Raw genomic sequence first — 20,281 nt, forward strand, 5'->3', positions numbered from 1 at the left:
AAGGGGCAGGTCGGCGGGGGGTGCTCCGACACGCCGTCTCAGATAGTAGGAAGTCCGAGTAATTGTGGAGACAGGCGCCCGTTCCTCGCTTAGTTTTGTAGAAGCCGAACGTTCTCGCTGATCAAGCGAACGGCGGTCGTGAGCCGGGCCCCGCGCAGGACACCCCTGCGGTACCGCTCCCCGCCCCTTCCGGCATCTCGTCACCCCTTTTCCTCATCCGCACTCCACGTGTGCCGAAGGAGTTGGTTCCCCATGGCCGCAACCGCTCTGCGCCGCCGTGTCCGTCACACCTCCCGTGCCGGCGAGTCCGACCGCAAGAACGCCGCAGCCGCCCTCCAGCGTGCCCTCGACCGCCGTGACAACGGTGGCCAGACGGGTCACTGAGGCCGGGGAGGCGGTCCCCGGGTGTCCGGATCGCGGACGCTCCATGTCAGCTCATGGGACGAGGAGTAGGGTGCCGGCATGTCTCGCAGCATCGATCTCGCAGTGATCCCCGGCGACGGAATCGGCCAGGAAGTCGTGGCCGAGGGCCTGAAGGTCCTGTCCGCCGCCCTCCCGCAGGATGTGAAGCTGGAGACCAAGGAGTACGACTTCGGTGCCCGGCGCTACCACGCCACCGGCGAGACCCTCACCGACGCCGACCTGGAGCAGCTGGCGCGGCACGACGCCATCCTGCTCGGTGCCATCGGCGACCCGTCGGTGCCCTCCGGCGTCCTGGAGCGCGGCTTCCTGCTCAAGCTCCGCTTCGCCTTCGACCACCACGTCAACCTGCGCCCGAGCAGGCTCCTGCCCGGTGTCGCCACCCCGCTCGCGGGCGACCCGCAGATCGACTTCGTCGTCGTCCGCGAGGGCACCGAGGGCCCGTACACGGGCAACGGCGGCACCATCCGCAAGGGCACCGAGCACGAGGTCGCCACCGAGGTCTCCGTCAACACGGCCTTCGGTGTCGAGCGCGTGGTCCGCGACGCCTTCGCCCGCGCCCAGGCCCGTCCGCGCAAGAAGCTCACGCTCGTCCACAAGAACAACGTGCTGACCTTCGCGGGCCACCTGTGGACGAACATCTTCAACAAGGTGGCCGAGGAGTACCCCGAGGTCACCACCGAGTACATCCACGTCGACGCGGCCACCATCTACCTGGTGACCCAGCCCGAGCGGTTCGACGTCATCGTCACCGACAACCTCTTCGGCGACATCATCACCGACCTCGCCGCGGCCGTCTCCGGCGGCATCGGCGTCGCCGCCTCCGGGAACATCAACCCGAGCGGCGAGTTCCCGTCCATGTTCGAGCCGGTCCACGGCTCGGCCCCGGACATCGCAGGTCAGGGCAAGGCCGACCCCACCGCCACGGTCCTGTCCGTCGCCCTGCTCCTGCGCCACCTCGGCTACGAGTCCGAGGCGACCCGGATCGAGGACGCCGTCTGCGCCGACCTCGCGGAGCGCGGCGCGCTGCCCGCGCGCTCGACCGCCGAGATCGGCGACGCGCTCCGCGTACGAGTAGCGGGCTGACCTGGCCGCACTCGAAATCTTCGAAGCCGTCGGGTCGCATAAGCGCCCGGCGGCTTCCCCCTGTCCGCCGCCGGGTGCCACCATCAGTACCTGGGCCGCATTCACCCCGTTTTCTTCCGCCGTCGGCTCCGCGTGATAATCGGACGCGGAGCCGCGGTATGAGGGAATGCTCGGACGTCCTAGCACAGGCCACCGGCCGTACGGGCGTGAGCGCGGCCTGTCACAACAACTCGGTGAAGGACACTCACTCATGACGACGCCCACGATCGAGCTCAAGCCTTCGGCCAACCCGCTCTCCGATGCGGAGCGGGAGGCGATCCTGGCCAACCCCGGATTCGGCCGCCACTTCACCGACCACATGGTGACGATCAGGTGGACGGAGGGCCGGGGCTGGCACGACGGCCAGCTCGTCCCGTACGCGCCGATCTCCCTCGACCCCGCCACGCACGTCCTGCACTACGCGCAGGAGATCTTCGAGGGCCTGAAGGCCTACCGCCAGCCCGACGGCTCGGTCGCCACCTTCCGGCCGGAGAAGAACGCCAGGCGCTTCCAGGCGTCCTCCCGCCGCCTGGCCATGCCCGAGCTGCCCGTCGAGACGTTCATCGAGGCCTGCGACGCCCTGGTCCGGCAGGACAAGGCGTGGGTGCCGGCGCACGGCGGCGAGGAGTCCCTGTACCTGCGCCCGTTCATGATCGCCACCGAGGTCGGGCTGGGCGTCAAGCCCGCCAACGAGTACCTGTTCCTCGTGATCGCCTCCCCGGCCGGCGCGTACTTCCCGGGCGGCGTGAAGCCCGTCTCCATCTGGGCCTCCGAGGACCGCGTCCGCGCGGTCCCCGGCGGCATGGGCGACGCCAAGACGGGCGGCAACTACGCGGCCTCCCTGCTCGCCCAGGCCGAGGCCGCCGCCGAGGGCTGCGACCAGGTCTGCTACCTCGACGCCGTGGAGCACAAGTGGGTCGAGGAACTCGGCGGCATGAACCTGTACTTCGTCTACGGCGACAGGATCGTCACCCCGTCCCTGAGCGGTTCGATCCTGGAGGGCGTCACCCGTGACTCGCTGCTGGCGGTCGCCCGCGACCTCGGCTACGAGTCCGAGGAGGCCCGCGTCTCCATCGAGCAGTGGCAGCGCGACTCCGAGAACGGCACGCTGACGGAGGTCTTCGCCTGCGGCACGGCCGCCGTCATCACCCCGGTCGGCACGGTCAAGCGCGCGGGCGCCGAGTGGAAGCAGTCGGGCGGCGAGCCCGGCGAGGTCACGATGAGGCTGCGCCGGGCCCTGCTGGACATCCAGCGCGGCGTCACCGAGGACAAGCACGACTGGATGCACGCGCTGGCGTAGGCGCCTGCCCGGCGCTTCGCCGGACCGGCCGCCTCCCGTTCCCCTTCCCCGTTCGCTGTTCCTCGTTCGCCGATCCCTGTTCCCCGTCCGCCGGTTCGCCGACTTCGCGAACCGGCGGGCGGGGAACTGCCGTTCAGGGGTCCCGCCGGTTTCGGTCAGCCACCTCCGACTGTCCGGAGATTGGAGCGACGCTCAATGCGGCCTCGGAGTGCTTCGCCGTCAACGGTTCCTTTCCGCGGATTCCACCTTTAGAGTGTTGCTCTAATGTGAGGAGCAAGGAGGCGCCGCGGCGTGAGACTGACCCCCACCGAGCGTGACCGGCTGCTGCTGTTCGGCGCCGCCGAACTGGCCCGCGCCCGCAAGGCCCGCGGCCTGAGGCTCAACGTGCCCGAGGCCACCGCCCTGATAGCCGACACGGTGTGCGAGGCCGCCCGCGACGGCGCCCGGCTCGCCGAGGCGATCGAACGCGCTCGTACGGTGCTCGGCCCGGACGACGTCCTGCCCGGCGTGGCGGACGTGGTCACCGAGGTCCATGTCGAGGCCGTCTTCGACGACGGCTCACGCCTCGCGGTGGTCTCCGACCCGATCGCCGGGGGCGGGCTGGGCGACCGGGGCCCGGGTGCCCTGCTGCCGGGACCGGAGCACACCGAGCCGGAGGCGGCCGTGCGGCTCACGGTCACCAACACCGCGTCCGTGCCGGTCTCCGTCACCTCGCACTTCCACTTCTTCGAGGTCAACCCGCGCCTGGACTTCCCGCGTGAGCGGGCCTACGGCATGCGGCTCGCGGTGCCCGCCGGATCGTCCGTGCGGTTCGGGCCGGGGGAGAGCGTCGAGGTCGGCCTCGTGCCGATCGGCGGCGCGCGGGTCGCGATCGGCTTCGCCGGCCTCGTCGACGGGCCCCTGGACGCGCCGGGGGCGAAGCAAGAGGCCCTGCGCCGGGCCGCCGCCTGCGGATACCTGGGAGCCGACCGATGAGCATCGACCCGTACGCGTACGCGGCCACCCATGGCCCGCGGGCCGGTGACCGCGTCCGCCTCGGCGACTCCGGGCTCGTGGTCCGGGTCGAGTCCGACGCGCAGCGGTACGGCGACGAGTTCCTCGCCGGCTTCGGCAAGACCGCCCGGGACGGACTGCACCTCAAGGCGGCGGCGGTCCGTGAGACCTGCGACGTCGTGATCAGCAACGTCGTCGTCATCGACGCCGCGCAGGGCATCCGCAAGGTCTCCATCGGCATCCGCGAGGGCCGGATCCAGTCCATCGGGCGGGCCGGGAACCCCGACACCCTCGACGGTGTCGACGTCGTCGTCGGAACCGGCACCACGATCGTCTCCGGAGAGGGGCTGATCGCCACCGCCGGCGCCGTCGATACCCATGTGCACCTGCTGTCGCCGCGCATCATGGAGGCCTCGCTCGCCTCCGGCGTGACCACCATCATCGGCCAGGAGTTCGGGCCGGTGTGGGGCGTGGGCGTCAACTCGCCGTGGGCGCTGCGGCACGCGTTCGGCGCCTTCGACGCCTGGCCGGTCAACATCGGCTTCCTGGGCCGTGGTTCGTCCTCGCACGCCGCCCCGCTCGTCGAGGCGCTGGCCGAGGGCGGCGCCTCGGGCTTCAAGGTGCACGAGGACATGGGCGCCCACACCCGCGCCCTCGACACCGCCCTGCGGGTCGCCGAGGAGCACGACGTACAAGTCGCCCTGCACAGCGACGGACTGAACGAGTGCCTGTCGGTCGAGGACACCCTGCGGGTCCTGGAGGGCCGCACGATCCACGCCTTCCACATCGAGGGCTGCGGCGGCGGACACGTCCCCAACGTGCTGAAGATGGCCGGGGTCCCGAACGTCATCGGCTCCTCCACCAACCCCACCCTGCCGTTCGGCCGGGACGCGGTCGCCGAGCACTACGGCATGATCGTCTCCGTCCACGACCTCAAGACCGACCTGCCCGGTGACGCCGCCATGGCCCGCGACCGCATCCGCGCCGGGACCATGGGTGCCGAGGACGTGCTGCACGACGTGGGCGCGATCGGCATCACCTCCTCCGACGCCCAGGGCATGGGCCGGGCCGGCGAGACCGTGCGCCGCACCTTCGCCATGGCCGGGAAGATGAAGGCGGAGCTGGGCCCGGTCGAGGGGGACGGCCCGGACGACGACAACGCGCGCGTCCTCCGCTACATCGCCAAGCTGACGATCAACCCCGCCATCGCGCACGGCCTGGCCCACGAGGTCGGCTCGATCGAGACCGGCAAACTGGCCGACATCGTGCTGTGGCGCCCCGAGTTCTTCGGCGCCAAGCCGCAACTCGTCCTCAAGGCGGGCTTCCCCGCCTACGGTGTGGTCGGCGACCCCAACGCGGCCACGGACACCTGCGAACCCCTGGTGCTGGGACCGCAGTTCGGTGCGCACGGCGCCACCCCGGCCGAGATCTCGGTCGCGTTCGTCGCCCAGGCCGCCGTGGACCAGGGCCACGACACGATGCCCACCCGGCGGCGCCGGGTCGCCGTGCGCGGCACCCGCGGCATCGGCCCCGCCGACCTGCGCCTCAACTCCCGTACCGGATCCGTCGACGTCGACCAGCGCACCGGCCTGGTCACCCTGGACGGCGAGCCGGTCCGCTCCGAGCCCGCCGACTCGGTCTCCCTCAACCGCCTGTACTTCCTGTGACCTCCGTGACCTCTGCGAGGACCCCCGACATGAACACCCCCGCCGCCGACGGCTTCCGGATGCCCGCCGAGTGGGCGCCGCACGAGCGCACCTGGATGGCGTGGCCGGGCCCCAACCCGACCTTCGACACCGCCGACGACGTCGCCGCCTCCCGGGCCGCCTGGGCGTCGGTGGCCCGTGCCGTGCGCCAATTCGAGCCGGTGACGGTGGTCTGCGGCCCCGGCCAGTCGGCCGAGGCCCGCACCCTCCTGGGGGAGGGCGTCGACACCGTCGAACGCGATCTGGACGACGCCTGGATGCGCGACATCGGCCCCACCTTCCTGACCGACGGCGCGGGTGAACTCGCCGCCGTGGACTGGACGTTCAACGGCTGGGGAGCACAGGACTGGGCCCGCTGGGAGCACGACGCGAAGATCGCCTCGTATGTCTCGGACCTCGCGGGCGCGAAGACGTACACCTCCTCGCTCGTCAACGAGGGCGGCGGGATCCATGTCGACGGCGAGGGCACGGTCCTGCTGACCGAGACCGTGCAGCTCGGCCCCGAGCGCAACCCGCACTGGACGAAGGAGCAGGTCGAGGCGGAGATCCACGCCCACCTCGGCACCCGCAAGGCGATCTGGCTGCCGCGCGGCCTGACCGGTGACTACCCTCCCTACGGCTACGGCACCCTCGGCCACGTCGACATCGTGGCCGCCTTCGCCCGCCCCGGCGTCGTCGTCGCCCACCACCAGCCGGACCCGGCCCACCCCGACCACGAGGTCACCAAGGAGGTCATCGGCGTCCTGAAGTCGGCCACCGACGCGGAGGGCCGCCCCCTGGAGGTCGTCGAAGTCCCCGCCCCCACCGTCCTGGAGGCCGACGGGCACTGGGCCGACTACTCCTACATCAACCACTACCTCTGCAACGGCGGCGTCGTCCTGTGCGGCTTCGACGACCCGCGCGACGAGCACGCGGCCGGCATCTTCCGCCGGCTCTTTCCCGACCGCACGGTGACCCAGGTCGACGCCCGCGCCGTCTTCGCCGGCGGCGGAGGCATCCACTGCATCACCCAGCAGCAGCCGAAGACCGTCGTCGGATAGAGGAGACGGTCGTCCGGCAGAGGACAGTCAGGTAGAACGTACGAGTGAACGTACTGGTCTGTGCGGCCCGCACCCGCCCCGTCTCCGAGCCGCCGCCCGCCCCGCCGACCGCCGGCCCCGGGGGCACGGCATGAGCACCGCCCCGGCGCCCCGCAGGCGTACTCCCGCGCCGCCGCGTGAGGAGGTGCTCGCCGCCGCCATGGAGATGATCGCCGAGCGCGGTCTGGAACAGCTCACCATGGCCGCGCTCGGCCGCGAGGTCGGGATGAGCAGCGGTCATCTGCTGTACTACTTCCGCTCCAAGGACGAACTGCTGCTCCAGACGCTGGAGTGGAGCGAGAGCCGGCTCGGGGCCGAGCGCGGCCGGCTGCTGACCCGTGCCGCCCCGGTCCGCGAACGCCTCGACGCCTACGTCGACCTGTATGTGCCGGACGGCCACCGCGACCCGCACTGGACGCTGTGGCTGGAGGTCTGGAACCGCTCGCTGAACGCCGGCGAGGACGCCCGCGACCGGCAGGCCGCCATCGAGGGCGCCTGGCACCGGGACCTGGCCGCGCTGGTCGCCGAGGGCGGCTCGCGCGGCGAGTTCCGGCCGGTCGACGCCGACCGCTTCGCCGCCCGGCTGCGCGCCCTGCTCGACGGCTTCTCCATCCACGTCGCGATCGGGCTGCGCGGCACCGACCGGGCCCAAGTCATGAGCCACGTACAGGAGTTCATCGACGACGCGCTGGGCGGGCCGACGCCGACGGAGGCCTGAACCCTCCCCTCCGACTGGCCGATTCCCACGCGTCCCCACCGCCCGGCCGGGGCAGTGAGGGCTCATGGGACGACAGCACTGGAAGAAGATCTGGATCGGTTCGGCCGGGAACATGGTGGAGTGGTACGACTGGTTCGTCTACGCCAGCTTCGCCACCTACTTCGCCGGGGCGTTCTTCCCCGACGGGAACCCGACCGCCCAGCTCATGAACACCGCGGGCATCTTCGCCGTCGGCTTCTTCATGCGCCCGGTCGGCGGCTGGCTGCTCGGCAGGGTCGGCGACCGAAAGGGCCGCAAGGCCGCGCTGACCCTGACCGTCACCCTCATGTCGGCGTCCGCCGTCCTCATCGCCGTGGCACCGACCTACGCCGTCGCCGGCTACGGCGGCGCCCTAGTGCTGCTCGCCGCGCGCCTGCTCCAGGGACTGTCCGTGGGCGGCGAGTACGCGGCGAGCGCCACCTATCTCACCGAGGCCTCCGCCCCCAGCCACCGCGGCTTCGCCTCCAGCTTCCAGTACGTGTCCATGACCGCCGGCCAGATCCTCGGCCTCGGCCTGCAGATCCTGCTCCAGCGCACCATGTCCGACGAGGCCCTGCACAGCTACGGGTGGCGCATCCCGTTCGTGGTCGGCGCGCTCGGCGCGGCCGTGGTGTTCTACCTGCGCCGCAGCATGCTGGAGACCGAGGTGTACGAGGCCGGTGCCACCGGTGGCGAGGAGCGCGGCACCCTGCGCGCGCTGTGGCGGCACAAGCGGGAGGTGTTCCTGGTGATGGCCCTGACCATGGGCGGCACCGTGGCCTACTACACGTACACCACCTACCTGACGAAGTACCTGTCGAACTCCGCGGGCCTGCCCAAGCAGACCGCCACCCTCGTCTCCTTCACCGCGTTGATCGTCTTCGCCTGTCTCCAGCCGCTCGCCGGGCGCCTGTCCGACCGGATCGGCCGCCGGCCCCTGCTGATCACCTTCGCCGTCGGCTCGACGGTCCTGACCGTGCCGATCATGACCCTGCTGCGGCGCGCGGACAGCTTCTGGCCGGCGCTCGGGCTGTCCCTGCCGGCCCTGGTCGTGGTCACCGGATACACCTCGATCAACGCGTGCGTGAAGGCGGAACTGTTCCCCACGGGCGTGCGCGCGCTCGGTGTCGCCCTGCCCTACGCTCTCGCCAACGCCCTGTTCGGCGGTACCGCGGAATACGTCGCCCTGTGGTTCAAGAACGCCGGCGCGGAGTCCGGATTCTTCTGGTACGTGGCGGCCTGCGCGGCCGTCTCGCTCGTGGTGTACATCACCATGCGGGAGACCAGGGACCTGGATCTGACGCGGATGAAGGACGCCGAGGCGTCCAGGCTGACGCCCGCATCCTGAGACGCGATGTCCGAAGGGGGCGGGACTGTGCCAGACTGCCCCCGTGCTCTCGTCCGCCATGATTATGGGCAGCAGGCGCGCCGGTCCGCAGTGACCGCCACGTACGACCAGGTACGGGCGGCCATCGTCGTCCTCGACCCGCGCGCAGACCTCTCGCACCCGCGAGGGGTCTTTCGTTTTCCTGGCCCACCCACAGCCGGGACCGCCGCGCGAGGGACTATTGGGGGGACGGTGGAGCCGGTCATTGACGGCAAGACCGAGATTGCAAAACAGGAGCCTTGAGACCATGACCGCAACCAGCCAGCTCGACGATTCGTTCCACGTCTTCGACACCACCCTGCGCGACGGCGCCCAGCGCGAGGGGATCAACCTCACGGTCGCCGACAAGCTGGCCATCGCTCGGCACCTGGACGACTTCGGCGTGGGCTTCATCGAGGGCGGCTGGCCCGGCGCGAACCCGCGGGACACCGAGTTCTTCGCCCGCGCCCAGCAGGAGATCGACTTCAGGAACGCCCAGCTGGTGGCCTTCGGCGCGACCCGGCGGGCCGGCGGCAAGGCCGCGGACGACCCCCAGGTCAGGGCGCTGCTGGAATCCGGCGCCGAGGTGATCACCCTGGTCGCCAAAGCGCACGACCGCCACGTGGAGCTGGCGCTGCGCACCACGCTGGAGGAGAACCTGGAGATGGTCCGCGACACCGTCTCCCACCTGCGCGCCGAGGGCCGCCGGGTCTTCGTCGACTGCGAGCACTTCTTCGACGGCTACCGCGCCAACCCCCACTACGCCAAGGCCGTCGTCCGCACCGCCGCGGAGGCCGGCGCGGACGTGGTGATCCTCTGCGACACCAACGGCGGCATGCTGCCCGCCCAGGTCCACGCGGTCGTCTCCACCGTCCTCGCGGACACCGGCGCCCGCCTCGGCATCCACGCCCAGGACGACACCGGCTGCGCGGTCGCCAACACCCTCGCGGCCGTGGACGCCGGCGCCACCCACGTGCAGTGCACGGCCAACGGCTACGGCGAGCGGGTCGGCAACGCCAACCTCTTCCCGGTGGTCGCGGCCCTGGAGCTGAAGTACGGCAAGCGGGTGCTGCCCGAGGGCCGGCTGCGGGAGACGACCCGCATCTCGCACGCCATCGCCGAGGTCGTCAACCTCACGCCCTCCACCCACCAGCCCTATGTGGGTGTTTCCGCCTTCGCCCACAAGGCCGGTCTGCACGCCTCCGCCATCAAGGTCGACCCGGACCTGTACCAGCACATCGACCCCGAGCAGGTCGGCAACACGATGCGCATGCTGGTCTCCGACATGGCCGGCCGGGCCTCCATCGAGCTCAAGGGCAAGGAACTCGGCATCGACCTCGGCGGCGACCGCGAACTGGTCGGCCGCGTGGTCGAGCGGGTCAAGGAGCGCGAGCTCAAGGGCTACACCTACGAGGCGGCGGACGCGAGCTTCGAACTGCTGCTGCGCGCCGAGGTCGAGGGCAGGCCGCTGAGGTACTTCGACGTCGAGTCCTGGCGGGCCATCGTCGAGGACCGCCCCGACGGCACCCACGCCAACGAGGCCACGGTCAAGCTGTGGGCCAAGAGCGAGCGCATCGTCGCCACCGCCGAGGGCAACGGCCCGGTCAACGCCCTGGACCGCGCCCTGCGCGTGGCCCTGGAGAAGATCTACCCCTCGCTCGCCTCCCTCGGCCTGGTCGACTACAAGGTCCGCATCCTGGAGGGCAAGCACGGCACCTCCTCGACCACCCGCGTCCTGATCTCCACCTCGGACGGTCAGGGCGAGTGGTCCACGGTGGGCGTGGCCGACAACGTGATCGCGGCCTCCTGGCAGGCCCTGGAGGACGCGTACACCTACGGCCTGCTGCGCGCCGGCGTGGAACCCGCGCGGTAGCCGGTGGAGCGGCGCGCTCCCGTCAGGGAGCGCGCCAGATGTTGTCGAAGGCCGCGTTCTCGATGCGCCGCCGCTGCCGTACGGCCTCCAGCTCCGTCACCGCGTCGTTGACGGTGGCCAGCACGGTGACCAGGGCGTCGTCGTCCGGGGCGGTGAGCGGGGCACCCGGCTCGGCCTCGATGCCCACGGCGGCCGCGAGACCGGCGATGACGGGGTCGCCGGAGGCCCAGCGCTCGGCGGCCTCGCGCCGCGCCGGTGTGCCGGCGGGCGCCTCCCGGTCCCCGCGGGCGGGCATCCAGCGGTGCCGTCGCCCGGTGAGCTGCCCCTGTGCGTCCAGGGCGTCGTGGTAGGCGGCGGCCAGACCCTCGCCGCGGCGCCACAGCCAGTCCTCGACGGACTCGTGCGGCGTCCGCTCCCTGAGCGCCGCCGCCGCCTGGTCCAGGAGCCGGTCCCCGGTGTCCCGCCGGGGGAGCGGCACGATGCGGTCGCCGTCCAGGCCGGCGGCCCCGGCGGCGAGGAGGTCGGCCAGTTCGGCACCCGCCAGCGCGAGCGACAGGTCGCCCTGCTCGACGGGGCGCTCGGACGGCACGTCCATGCTGATGATCAACAGGTCCCGGGGTGTGGTCATGCCGGCGCTCCTGGTCGGGATGGTCATGTCGGGCACGGGGCACCCCCGACGATACGTCCGCGGGGAGCCGCCGGCCCGGTGTGCCGCCCTTCGTGAGGTGGGGGAGGGGGCGTGCGGGCGGTCTTGACGGTGGCGAGGGGCGCTAGTTCACTCAAGGCGTGATCTAAGTCGTGAGTGAATCATGAACCCAGGCAAGTCCCAGAGCCGAGGGAAGGTCCGCCCATGCGAAGAACCGCCCTGCTCGTCTCCGCCGGTCTGCTCGCCGCCCTGATCCCGCTCGCGTCGGCGCACGCCGCCGAGGACCCAGCCCCCGCACCCGTGTCCATCGACCGTTTCGAGGGCGAGGTGCCCTTCGCCGCACAGCCCGCCGAGGGCATCTTCACCTGGGGCGGCGACAGCGACGATCCGCCCACTCTGGCGCTCGTGGAGCGCTCCGACGCACCCGAGGGCGCCAAGGTCCTCTCCGGTACGTACGACATCAGCGGTTACGGCGGCTTCACCCACGACTTCGCGGCCGACCTGCCGGCCCACGACTGGTCCGCCCACCAGGGCATCCGGTTCTGGTGGGAGGGCCAGGACAACGGCCGGAAGGTCGCCTTCGAGATCAAGGACGGCGGTGCGCACGGCGAGGCCTCCGAGCTGTGGACGACGTCCTTCACCGACGACTTCACGGGCTGGAAGCAGATCGAGCTGCCCTTCACCGACTTCGCCTATCGCACGGACTACCAGCCGGTCGGCGGCATCGACCACGTCCTCGGCCTCACCGCGATGTGGGGGTACGCCGTCACCCTGCCCACCGGCGTCAAGGGGCGATTCGCCATGGACGACGTGCAGTTGTACGGCAGGGCCGACCAGTCGCTGCGCGCCTCCGTCACCACCGACGCGCCCGTCTACCCGGTCACCGGGGGCGGCACGGCCGCGGTGAAGGTCACCCTCGCCACCACCGGCTCCGCCCCGCTCGACGAGCCCGTGACGGTCGCCTACCGCACCGGCACCGGCACCGCCGAGCCCGGCAGGGACTACAGCCCGGTCTCCGGCACCCTCACCTTCCCCGCGGGTACCGCCTCCGGCACCTCCCGCACCGTCAAGGTCACCACGCTCAAGGCCAAGGCGGCGCAGGCCGCCGGGACGATTCCGCTCCAGTTCACCGTCACCGGCGCCAGGGCCCCCGCGGAGACCCGGCAGATCGTCGTCGACGCGCACGGGCTGCCGTACCTCGACAGCAGGCTGCCGGTGCGCAAGCGGGTCGCGGACCTGCTCTCCCGGATGTCCCTGGAGGAGAAGGCCGGGCAGATGACCCAGGCCGAACGCGGGGCGATGACCGCGCCGGGCGACATCGCCTCCTACGCCCTGGGCTCCCTGCTGTCCGGCGGCGGTTCGACCCCCACGCCCAACACCCCGCAGGCCTGGGCGACGATGATCGACGACTTCCAGCTGCGCACCCGGGCCACCCGCTTCCAGATCCCGCTGGTCTACGGGGTGGACGCGGTGCACGGGCACAACAACCTGGCCGGCGCCACGGTCATGCCGCACAACATCGGCATCGGCGCCACCCGTGACCCCCGGCTGGCCGAGAAGACCGCCGCGGTGACGGCGAGCGAGGTCCGCGCCACCGGGATCCACTGGGACTTCGCGCCCTGCCTGTGCGTCACCCGCGACGAACGCTGGGGCCGCTCCTACGAGTCCTTCGGCGAGGACCCGGCGCTGGTGGAGTCCATGGAGACCGTCATCCAGGGCCTCCAGGGGCGCGCGGACGGGCGGGACCTGAGCCGTGGCGACAAGGTGCTGGCCACCGCCAAGCACTTCGTCGGCGACGGAGGCACCCTGTACGGCTCCTCCACCACCGGCACCTACACCACCGACCAGGGCGTCACCAGGGTCACCCGGCAGCAGCTGGAGGACATCCACCTGGCGCCGTACCGGACGGCCGTGGACCGCGGCATCGGCTCGGTCATGCCGTCGTACTCCTCGCTGGACGTCGTCGGCGACGGTCAGGGCCCGGTGAAGATGCACGCCCGCGGCGACCTGCTCAACGGCGTGCTCAAGGACCGCATGGGCTTCGACGGCTTCGTCATCAGCGACTGGGCCGCCATCGACCAGCTTCCCGGCGACGCCGCCGCGCAGGTCCGCACGTCGGTCAACGCCGGGGTGGACATGATCATGGTGCCGTACGCGTACCAGGACTTCCGGGCGACCCTGATCGCCGAGGTGAAGGCGGGGCGGATCAGCGGGCAGCGGATCGACGACGCGGTCTCCCGGATCCTCACCAAGAAGTTCGAACTGGGCCTCTTCGAGCACCCCTACGCCGACACCTCCGGCGCCCTGCGGATCGGGTCCGCCGACCACCGTGCCGTCGCCCGGCAGGCCGCCGCCGAGTCCCAGGTGCTGCTGAAGAACAAGGGCGGCCTGCTGCCGCTGAAGAAGAAGGCCAAGGTCTACGTGGCCGGGTCCAACGCCGACGACCTCGGCAACCAGACCGGCGGCTGGACCATCACCTGGCAGGGCGAGTCCGGCACCCACACCCAGGGCACGACGATCCTCCAGGCCATGCGCAAGGCGGGCGGCAACGTCACCTACTCCAAGGACGCCTCGGCGCCCACGACCGGTCACGACGTGGGGGTGGTCGTCGTCGGCGAGACCCCGTACGCCGAGGGTGTGGGCGACGTGGGCAACGGCCACGACCTCCAGCTGTCGGCCGCCGACCGGGCCGCCGTGGACACGGTGTGCGGGGCCATGAAGTGCGTGGTGCTGATCGTCTCCGGGCGCCCGCAGCTCATCGGCGACCGGCTCGGGAAGATCGACGCCCTGGTCGCCTCCTGGCTGCCGGGAACCGAGGGCGACGGCGTGGCCGACGTGCTCTACGGCGCCCGGCCCTTCACCGGGCAGCTCCCGGTGACCTGGCCGAAGTCGCAGGATCAGCTCCCGATCAACGTGGGCGACACGGCGTACGACCCGCAGTTTCCCTACGGCTGGGGCCTGACCACGCTCACCGGTGTCCCGGCCGGCGGTACGGCGACGCTCAAGGCGCTGGGCCTGGCGGCACGGGCGGCCGAGCGGGTGGGCGTCGACGCCGTGGGCCGCGAGCTGGTCACCAAGGCCCGGCTGATCGTCCAGCAGAAGGCGGACAGGCGGATGAGCGCGGCGGTGGCGAAACCCTTCGCCGACGCGGATCACCTGCTGCTGACCGGGCGGTACGGGGCGGCGGTGGAACAGCTCACCAAGGCTTACACGGCCGCGTGATCACTGATGAGTGATCAGTGAGCGGGGGCGTGCCGCGCGGGTGCGCGGGGCGCCCCCGCCCAGGCGTGCACCGTCCCCTTCGAGCGGCCGGTTATGTCCGGCTTCGGGTAGCTTCGAAGTATGAAGGTCGTCGCCCCGGGCCGAGCCCTTCTCCGTCCGCTGCTCACCCTCGCGCCCGCGGTCGCGGCCGCCGTGCTGGTCGCGGTGCCGGCCTCCGTCGCGGCGGCCGGGACGGTGGACGCCGGGACGACGGCGGGAGCCACCCGTTCTGTGGCCGCACCGGTCAGGAACGTCCTGCCCGACGGACCGGTGAGGAACGTCCTGCCGGACGGAGTGCCCCGGGTGACGGCGCCCGGGGGCGTGCCCCGGGCCGCGACGGCCACCAGTGTCTCCACGATCGCCGCAGAGCTCCGCAGGAGCCCGGTCTACGTCGACCCGGCCGCGTCCGCCCAGCTGTCGCCCGCCGAGGCCGCCGCCCTCACCCGGCGGATCAAGGAGGCCGGAAAGCCCTTGTTCATCGCGGTGCTGCCGGCGAACTACCCGACGCGGAACCTGTTCACCGAGCTGCGCACGGCCACCGGTATCACCGGCGCCTACGCCGTCCGCCTCGGCGACCGCTTCGACGCCCGCGCCGACTCCTCGGTGCTGTCGCACACCGCCGTGAGCAACCTCGTCACCAGCGTCCAGGGGGAGAGCGCCCCGACCCAGCTCACCGACTTCACCGACCGTGCCCTCACCACCATGGGCGGCTCGGCGCCCTCCACCTGGGGCTACACCGGCCGCGGCGGCACGCTGCCCGGCCCGGCGCTGATCACCGTCGCCGTGGTCCTGGTGGCGGGCGGCGTGGGTGCGTACACCCTCGCCCGGCGCGGCAGGAGCCGTCGGGAGGCGGAGCAGCGGGGCGCGCTGGAGAAGCTGCGGGTCGTCGTCGACGAGGACATCACCGCCTTCGGCGAGGAGCTGGACCGCCTCGACTTCCATCCGGCGGAGGCCGGCGCCGACGACGCCATGCGGGCGGACTACGAACGCGCGCTGGACGCCTACGAGCAGGCCAAGCAGTACATGGCCGACGCCCGCAGACCGGAGGACGTGCGGGCGGTGACCCGGGCCCTGGAGGACGGGCGGTTCTCGCTCACCCTGCTCGCCGCGCGCCGCGAGGGCCGTCCGCTGCCCGAGCGCCGCCCGCCCTGCTTCTTCGACCCGCGTCACGGCCCCTCGGTCGCCGACGCCACCTGGACGCCTCCGGGCGGGGCGGCCCGTCAGGTCCCGGTGTGCGCCGCCGACCAGGTCCGCCTGGCCGACGGCCGCGACCCGCATGCCCGCGAGGTCGACACCGAGGGGGGCCGTCGCCCCTACTGGGACGCCGGCCCCGCCTACGGTCCCTGGGCGGGCGGCTACTTCGGCGGCGGCCTGCTGCCCGGCCTCCTGGTCGGCACGCTGCTCGGCAGCATGATGGCCACCCCGTCGTACGCGGCCGACTACGGCACCGGCTATGGCGACTTCGGCGCGAACGGCTACCAGGGCGGCGACCTGTCGGGCGCGGACTTCGACCCGGGTGACTTCAGCGGCGGCTTCGGTGACGGCGGGGGCGGCGACTTCGATGGGGGAGGCGGGGACTTCGGGGGTGGGTTCTGAGCCCGGCTCAGGAGTTCTTGACGGCCGAGATGTCGAAGTTCAGCTTGATCTTGTCGGAGACCAGGACGCCACCGGTCTCCAGGGCCGCGTTCCAGGTCAGGCCCCACTCCGAGCGCAGGATCTCGGCCTTGCCCTCGAAGCCGACGCGCTCGTTGCCGAACGGGTCCTTGGCGGCGCCGTTGAACTCCAGGTCGATGGTGAGCGGCTTGGTGACGCCGAGGATGGTCAGGTCGCCGGTGATGCGGTAGTCGTCGCCGCCCAGGGCCTTCGCCTCGGTGGAGCGGAAGGTCATCTGCGGGAACTCCTCGGTCTTGAAGAAGTCCGCGCTCTTCAGGTGGCCGTCGCGGTCCGCGGAGCCCGTGTCGATGCTGTCCATCGTGACGTCGATGGTCGCGGTGGAGGCGGCGGGGTCGGTGCCGTCCAGGCGCAGGGTGCCGGTGAAGTCGTTGAACTTGCCCTTGACGTTCGTGACCATGGCGTGCCGCGCGACGAAGCCGAGCGTGGAGTGGGCCGGGTCGATCGTGTAGTCGCCGGTGAGCGCGGCCAGGTCCGGGTTCACGGCGACGGGGGTGGCGGTGGTGGTGCCGGCGGCGTCGTTCTTGCGGCCGAAGATGCCCATGAGGTGCTCCTTTGAGGACGGTGGGTCGCTCGGCGCGGAGACTCGGCGCCGAGTATGTTGAAGATTCAATGAAGTGAACGACTACGACGGTAGACCTATTCCGTTCGACTTTCAACATCATCCGGTGCGTGTTCGCGGAATCGCGCACGGTTATTCACCTACGCCCTCTGGCGGACGCGCGTAGACCTCGGGCACTATCTCCCTGCACCACCTGCACAGCCGCCCCATAGGACGCACGGCCACCAGCAGGAAGGTTCCCCCCATGAAGACCACCAAGGTCGGCAAGCTCACCAGGGCCCGCGCGGCGGTCACCGCCCTCGCCCTCGTCGTCGCCCCCGGAGTCGCGGTCATCGGCACCGCCACCGAGGCCTCCGCCGACACGAAGATCAGCCACGCCACCGCGACCCAGATGTTCAGCAGCGTGGGCATCACCTGGTCGTCCTCCGGCGGCTGCTCCAATCGCAACGTCGCGACCTGTACGTCCTTCGACCAGCTCAACCTCGCCACCGCGCAAGGGGCCCAGACCCTCAAGCGGGCCAGTGGCTGCGCCCTCAACATCACCGGTGGCACGGAGACCGGTCACGCCTCCGGAACCTACTCCCACTGGAACGGCTACAAGCTCGACTTCGGCAAGAACACCTGCGTGACCAACTACGTCAAGAACTACTTCGCGTACATCGGCCTGCGGGGCGACGGCTACCCGCAGTGGCAGTCCGGCTCCGGCAACATCTACGCCGACGAGGGCAACCACTGGGACGTCCTGTACTACAACTGCGGCGGCTGCTGACCCGCGGCCCGTCACCCCGGACGGCGGCTACGCTCTGTGCGAGCCCGCCGCCGTCCGGGTCTGCACATCACTCCAGCGAGGGCATCTGCCGCGTCCGAATGTGAGCAGGCTCCCATGCCCGGACTTTGTGACGTCCCCACAATGCGGAAGCCCTCTGAGCAGTCGGAAGAGCTGCAAGCCGCCACGGTTCTGTTCGGTCGCACCAGGAAAACGGGTCGGAGACTGTACGGAGTCAACGGCCCGCTTTCACGGGTGTCCTTCGTAAGGTCGCTGCATGACCGTTTTGGAAGAGACGACGGGTGAGCCGGCGGACGCGCGCGGCCGGGTCGCCGAACTGCACGGGATCCGTGCGCAGGCGGTGGCGGGCCCCAGCGAGAAGGCGACCGCGGCGCAGCACGCCAAGGGCAAGCTGACCGCGCGGGAGCGGATCGAACTGCTCCTTGACCCGGGTTCCTTCCAGGAGGTCGAGCAGCTGCGCCGGCACCGGGCCAGCGGGTTCGGGCTCGAGGCCAAGAAGCCGTACACGGACGGTGTGATCACCGGCTGGGGCACGGTGGAGGGCCGGACGGTCTTCGTCTACGCCCACGACTTCCGGATCTTCGGCGGTGCGCTGGGCGAGGCCCACGCCACGAAGATCCACAAGATCATGGACATGGCCATCGCGGCCGGCGCCCCGCTGGTCTCCCTCAACGACGGCGCCGGCGCCCGCATCCAGGAGGGTGTCTCCGCGCTGGCCGGCTACGGCGGCATCTTCCAGCGCAACACCAAGGCGTCCGGGGTCATCCCGCAGATCAGCGTGATGCTCGGCCCGTGCGCCGGCGGCGCCGCCTACAGCCCGGCGCTGACGGACTTCGTGTTCATGGTGCGCGAGACCTCGCAGATGTTCATCACCGGCCCGGACGTGGTCAAGGCGGTCACCGGCGAGGAGATCACCCAGAACGGCCTCGGCGGCGCCGACGTGCACGCCGAGACCTCCGGCGTGTGCCACTTCGCCTACGACGACGAGGAGACGTGCATCGCCGAGGTGCGCTACCTCCTCTCGCTGCTGCCGCAGAACAACCGGGAGACCCCGCCGCGGGTGGAGTCGACCGACCCGGTCGACCGCCGCTCCGACGTCCTGCTGGACCTGGTCCCGGCGGACGGCAACCGGCCCTACGACATGGCCAAGGTCATCGAGGAGATCGTCGACGACGGCGAGTACCTGGAGGTCCACGAGCGCTGGGCGCGGAACATCATCTGCGCGCTGGCCCGTCTCGACGGCCAGGCCGTCGGCATCATCGCCAACCAGCCCCAGGTCCTGGCCGGTGTCCTGGACATCGAGGCCTCCGAGAAGGCCGCCCGCTTCGTGCAGATGTGCGACGCCTTCAACATCCCGATCGTCACTCTTCTGGACGTACCCGGCTTCCTGCCCGGCGTCGACCAGGAGCACGGTGGAATCATCCGGCACGGCGCCAAGCTGCTCTACGCCTACTGCAACGCCACCGTGCCGAGGATCTCGCTGATCCTGCGCAAGGCGTACGGAGGTGCCTACATCGTCATGGACAGCCAGTCGATCGGGGCCGACCTCACCTACGCCTGGCCCACGAACGAGATCGCCGTGATGGGCGCCGAGGGCGCGGCCAACGTCATCTTCCGCCGCCAGATCGCCGGGGCCGAGGACCCCGAGGCCATGCGGCAGAAGATGGTCAAGGAGTACAAGGCCGAGCTGATGCACCCCTACTACGCGGCCGAGCGCGGCCTGGTCGACGACGTCATCGACCCCGCCGACACCCGCGAGGTCCTGGTGAAGTCCCTGGCGATGCTGCACTCGAAGCACGCCGACCTGCCCTCCCGCAAGCACGGCAACCCCCCGCAGTAACCCAGCGGACGCCCCGCGGTCATCCCGCGGACCCCTCAGCCACGGAGACTGACACCCATGGACAACGTTGACATCCGCGTCGAGAAGGGCCACGCCGAGCCCGAGGAGGTCGCCGCCATCACGGCCCTCCTCCTGGCCCGTGCCGCGGCCCGCCCCGCCGACACGACCCCGGCCCACCGCGGCCGGGCCAAGGCCGGCTGGCGCCGGCTGGAGCGCGAGAACGGCTTCCGCGCCCCGCACAGCTGGCACGGCTAGGCCGGCCTGACGCACGACGAAGAGGGCCCCTCCCATCGGAGGGGCCCTCTTCGTCGTGTGCGCACCCGCGGGGGGAAAAGCAGGCGGCCCTTCCCTTGCGGGAGGGCCGCCTGCTGGTTCGTCCCGAGTGCTACCTCAGCCGGGCCATGAGGGCGTGTTCCACCAGGGTGATGAGGGCGGACTTGGCGTCGGCGCGGTGTCGGGCGTCGGTGGTGATGATGGGGGCGTCGGGGCCGATCTGGAGTGCTTCGCGGACCTCGTCGGGGGTGTAGGGCTGCTGGCCGTCGAAGCCGTTGAGGGCGATGACGAAGGGCAGTCCGCTGTTCTCGAAGTAGTCGACGGCGGGGAAGCAGTCGGCGAGCCTGCGGGTGTCGACGAGGACGATGGCGCCGATGGCGCCGCGGACGAGGTCGTCCCACATGAACCAGAAGCGGTCCTGTCCGGGGGTGCCGAACAGGTACAGGATCAGGTCCTGGTCGAGTGTGATGCGGCCGAAGTCCATGGCCACCGTGGTGGTGGTCTTGTCCCCGGTGTGGGTGAGGTCGTCGATGCCCGCCGAAGCGGACGTCATCACGGCCTCCGTGCGCAGCGGGTTGATCTCTGAGACGGCGCCGACGAACGTGGTCTTGCCCACGCCGAAGCCGCCCGCCACCACGATCTT

Annotated in this window: 17 protein-coding genes; 14 read left to right on the plus strand and 3 right to left on the minus strand. The window is 71.2% G+C overall.

All coding sequences use genetic code 11. The features are described from left to right. The first annotated feature begins 252 nt into the window (after window positions 1-252). From ACTYVM_RS29855 to cimA, 9 genes are all read left to right on the plus strand, one after another. Complete coding sequence (locus ACTYVM_RS29855) at window positions 253-384, plus strand: hypothetical protein (RefSeq protein ID WP_400034805.1); 132 nt, start codon at window positions 253-255, stop codon at window positions 382-384. A 78-nt stretch (window positions 385-462) separates the two neighbouring features. Beyond that, window positions 463-1,506, plus strand: coding sequence for a 3-isopropylmalate dehydrogenase (locus tag ACTYVM_RS29860; RefSeq protein WP_445528946.1), 1,044 nt, complete (start codon window positions 463-465; stop codon window positions 1,504-1,506). 250 nt (window positions 1,507-1,756) lie between these two features. Next, window positions 1,757-2,845 (plus strand): branched-chain amino acid aminotransferase, encoded by a 1,089-nt coding sequence (locus ACTYVM_RS29865; protein WP_445528947.1) that lies wholly within the window; start codon window positions 1,757-1,759, stop codon window positions 2,843-2,845. A 291-nt stretch (window positions 2,846-3,136) separates the two neighbouring features. Continuing rightward, the gene (gene ureA / locus ACTYVM_RS29870) at window positions 3,137-3,820 is read left to right on the plus strand and encodes an urease subunit gamma (protein ID WP_445528948.1); all 684 of its coding nucleotides are present in this window, start codon (window positions 3,137-3,139) and stop codon (window positions 3,818-3,820) included. Beyond that, window positions 3,817-5,505 carry an urease subunit alpha gene (locus ACTYVM_RS29875; RefSeq protein WP_445528949.1) on the plus strand — a complete coding sequence of 563 codons (1,689 nt, stop codon included), beginning with the start codon at window positions 3,817-3,819 and terminating at the stop codon, window positions 5,503-5,505. Before ureA ends, ACTYVM_RS29875 begins: the two co-directional genes overlap by 4 nt. Window positions 5,506-5,534: 29 nt before the next feature. Next, entirely contained in the window at window positions 5,535-6,584 is a 1,050-nt protein-coding gene (locus ACTYVM_RS29880; RefSeq protein ID WP_445528950.1) for an agmatine deiminase family protein, read from the plus strand. A gap of 130 nt (window positions 6,585-6,714) precedes the next feature. Next, window positions 6,715-7,341 carry a TetR/AcrR family transcriptional regulator gene (locus ACTYVM_RS29885; RefSeq protein WP_445528951.1) on the plus strand — a complete coding sequence of 209 codons (627 nt, stop codon included), beginning with the start codon at window positions 6,715-6,717 and terminating at the stop codon, window positions 7,339-7,341. Window positions 7,342-7,405: 64 nt separating this feature from the next. Further along, window positions 7,406-8,707, plus strand: coding sequence for an MFS transporter (locus ACTYVM_RS29890; RefSeq protein WP_445528952.1), 1,302 nt, complete (start codon window positions 7,406-7,408; stop codon window positions 8,705-8,707). A gap of 286 nt (window positions 8,708-8,993) precedes the next feature. Next, a complete protein-coding gene (gene cimA, locus ACTYVM_RS29895) occupies window positions 8,994-10,598 on the plus strand; it encodes a citramalate synthase (RefSeq protein WP_445528953.1) in 1,605 nt (534 codons plus the stop codon). Between the two features lie 22 nt (window positions 10,599-10,620). On the opposite strand, the gene ACTYVM_RS29900 is transcribed toward cimA, so the two are convergent. Beyond that, the gene (locus ACTYVM_RS29900; RefSeq protein ID WP_445528954.1) at window positions 10,621-11,226 is read right to left on the minus strand and encodes a GPP34 family phosphoprotein; all 606 of its coding nucleotides are present in this window, start codon (window positions 11,224-11,226) and stop codon (window positions 10,621-10,623) included. Window positions 11,227-11,448: 222 nt separating this feature from the next. On the opposite strand from ACTYVM_RS29900, the gene ACTYVM_RS29905 reads away from it, so the two are divergent. Both ACTYVM_RS29905 and ACTYVM_RS29910 read left to right on the plus strand, forming a co-directional pair. Then, the gene (locus tag ACTYVM_RS29905; protein ID WP_445528955.1) at window positions 11,449-14,466 is read left to right on the plus strand and encodes a glycoside hydrolase family 3 protein; all 3,018 of its coding nucleotides are present in this window, start codon (window positions 11,449-11,451) and stop codon (window positions 14,464-14,466) included. A gap of 120 nt (window positions 14,467-14,586) precedes the next feature. Further along, on the plus strand, window positions 14,587-16,101 hold the full coding sequence (locus tag ACTYVM_RS29910; protein ID WP_445528956.1) for a hypothetical protein: 1,515 nt from the start codon (window positions 14,587-14,589) through the stop codon (window positions 16,099-16,101). A gap of 7 nt (window positions 16,102-16,108) precedes the next feature. Here the strand turns inward: ACTYVM_RS29910 and ACTYVM_RS29915 are convergent, their stop codons facing one another. After that, the gene (locus ACTYVM_RS29915; RefSeq protein ID WP_445528957.1) at window positions 16,109-16,720 is read right to left on the minus strand and encodes a YceI family protein; all 612 of its coding nucleotides are present in this window, start codon (window positions 16,718-16,720) and stop codon (window positions 16,109-16,111) included. A gap of 262 nt (window positions 16,721-16,982) precedes the next feature. On the opposite strand from ACTYVM_RS29915, the gene ACTYVM_RS29920 reads away from it, so the two are divergent. The 3 genes from ACTYVM_RS29920 (at window position 16,983) to ACTYVM_RS29930 (ending at window position 19,620) form a co-directional block, all read left to right on the plus strand. Further along, entirely contained in the window at window positions 16,983-17,507 is a 525-nt protein-coding gene (locus tag ACTYVM_RS29920; RefSeq protein WP_400034779.1) for a hypothetical protein, read from the plus strand. A gap of 274 nt (window positions 17,508-17,781) precedes the next feature. Further along, entirely contained in the window at window positions 17,782-19,365 is a 1,584-nt protein-coding gene (locus ACTYVM_RS29925) for an acyl-CoA carboxylase subunit beta (RefSeq protein ID WP_400034777.1), read from the plus strand. Between the two features lie 57 nt (window positions 19,366-19,422). Then, window positions 19,423-19,620, plus strand: a complete 198-nt coding sequence (locus tag ACTYVM_RS29930) for an acyl-CoA carboxylase epsilon subunit (RefSeq protein ID WP_392307287.1) — start codon at window positions 19,423-19,425, stop codon at window positions 19,618-19,620. A gap of 130 nt (window positions 19,621-19,750) precedes the next feature. Here the strand turns inward: ACTYVM_RS29930 and ACTYVM_RS29935 are convergent. Then, window positions 19,751-20,281: GTP-binding protein (locus ACTYVM_RS29935; protein WP_445528958.1), on the minus strand; the 531-nt coding region annotated here is incomplete at its 5' end.

The sequence above is a fragment of the Streptomyces cyslabdanicus genome (assembly GCF_052663305.1).

Bases quoted from the DNA above. Each gene is read 5' to 3' on its own strand.
- ACTYVM_RS29920 (WP_400034779.1), top strand. From the start codon at position 16,983: ATGAAGACCACCAAGGTCGGCAAGCTCACCAGGGCCCGCGCGGCGGTC.
- ACTYVM_RS29910 (WP_445528956.1), top strand. From the start codon at position 14,587: ATGAAGGTCGTCGCCCCGGGCCGAGCCCTTCTCCGTCCGCTGCTCACC.
- cimA (WP_445528953.1), top strand. From the start codon at position 8,994: ATGACCGCAACCAGCCAGCTCGACGATTCGTTCCACGTCTTCGACACC.
- ACTYVM_RS29900 (WP_445528954.1), bottom strand. From the start codon at position 11,226: ATGACCACACCCCGGGACCTGTTGATCATCAGCATGGACGTGCCGTCC.
- ACTYVM_RS29855 (WP_400034805.1), top strand. From the start codon at position 253: ATGGCCGCAACCGCTCTGCGCCGCCGTGTCCGTCACACCTCCCGTGCC.
- ACTYVM_RS29915 (WP_445528957.1), bottom strand. From the start codon at position 16,720: ATGGGCATCTTCGGCCGCAAGAACGACGCCGCCGGCACCACCACCGCC.
- ACTYVM_RS29925 (WP_400034777.1), top strand. From the start codon at position 17,782: ATGACCGTTTTGGAAGAGACGACGGGTGAGCCGGCGGACGCGCGCGGC.
- ACTYVM_RS29865 (WP_445528947.1), top strand. From the start codon at position 1,757: ATGACGACGCCCACGATCGAGCTCAAGCCTTCGGCCAACCCGCTCTCC.
- ACTYVM_RS29890 (WP_445528952.1), top strand. From the start codon at position 7,406: ATGGGACGACAGCACTGGAAGAAGATCTGGATCGGTTCGGCCGGGAAC.
- ACTYVM_RS29885 (WP_445528951.1), top strand. From the start codon at position 6,715: ATGAGCACCGCCCCGGCGCCCCGCAGGCGTACTCCCGCGCCGCCGCGT.
- ACTYVM_RS29930 (WP_392307287.1), top strand. From the start codon at position 19,423: ATGGACAACGTTGACATCCGCGTCGAGAAGGGCCACGCCGAGCCCGAG.
- ACTYVM_RS29880 (WP_445528950.1), top strand. From the start codon at position 5,535: ATGAACACCCCCGCCGCCGACGGCTTCCGGATGCCCGCCGAGTGGGCG.
- ACTYVM_RS29905 (WP_445528955.1), top strand. From the start codon at position 11,449: ATGCGAAGAACCGCCCTGCTCGTCTCCGCCGGTCTGCTCGCCGCCCTG.
- ACTYVM_RS29860 (WP_445528946.1), top strand. From the start codon at position 463: ATGTCTCGCAGCATCGATCTCGCAGTGATCCCCGGCGACGGAATCGGC.
- ACTYVM_RS29875 (WP_445528949.1), top strand. From the start codon at position 3,817: ATGAGCATCGACCCGTACGCGTACGCGGCCACCCATGGCCCGCGGGCC.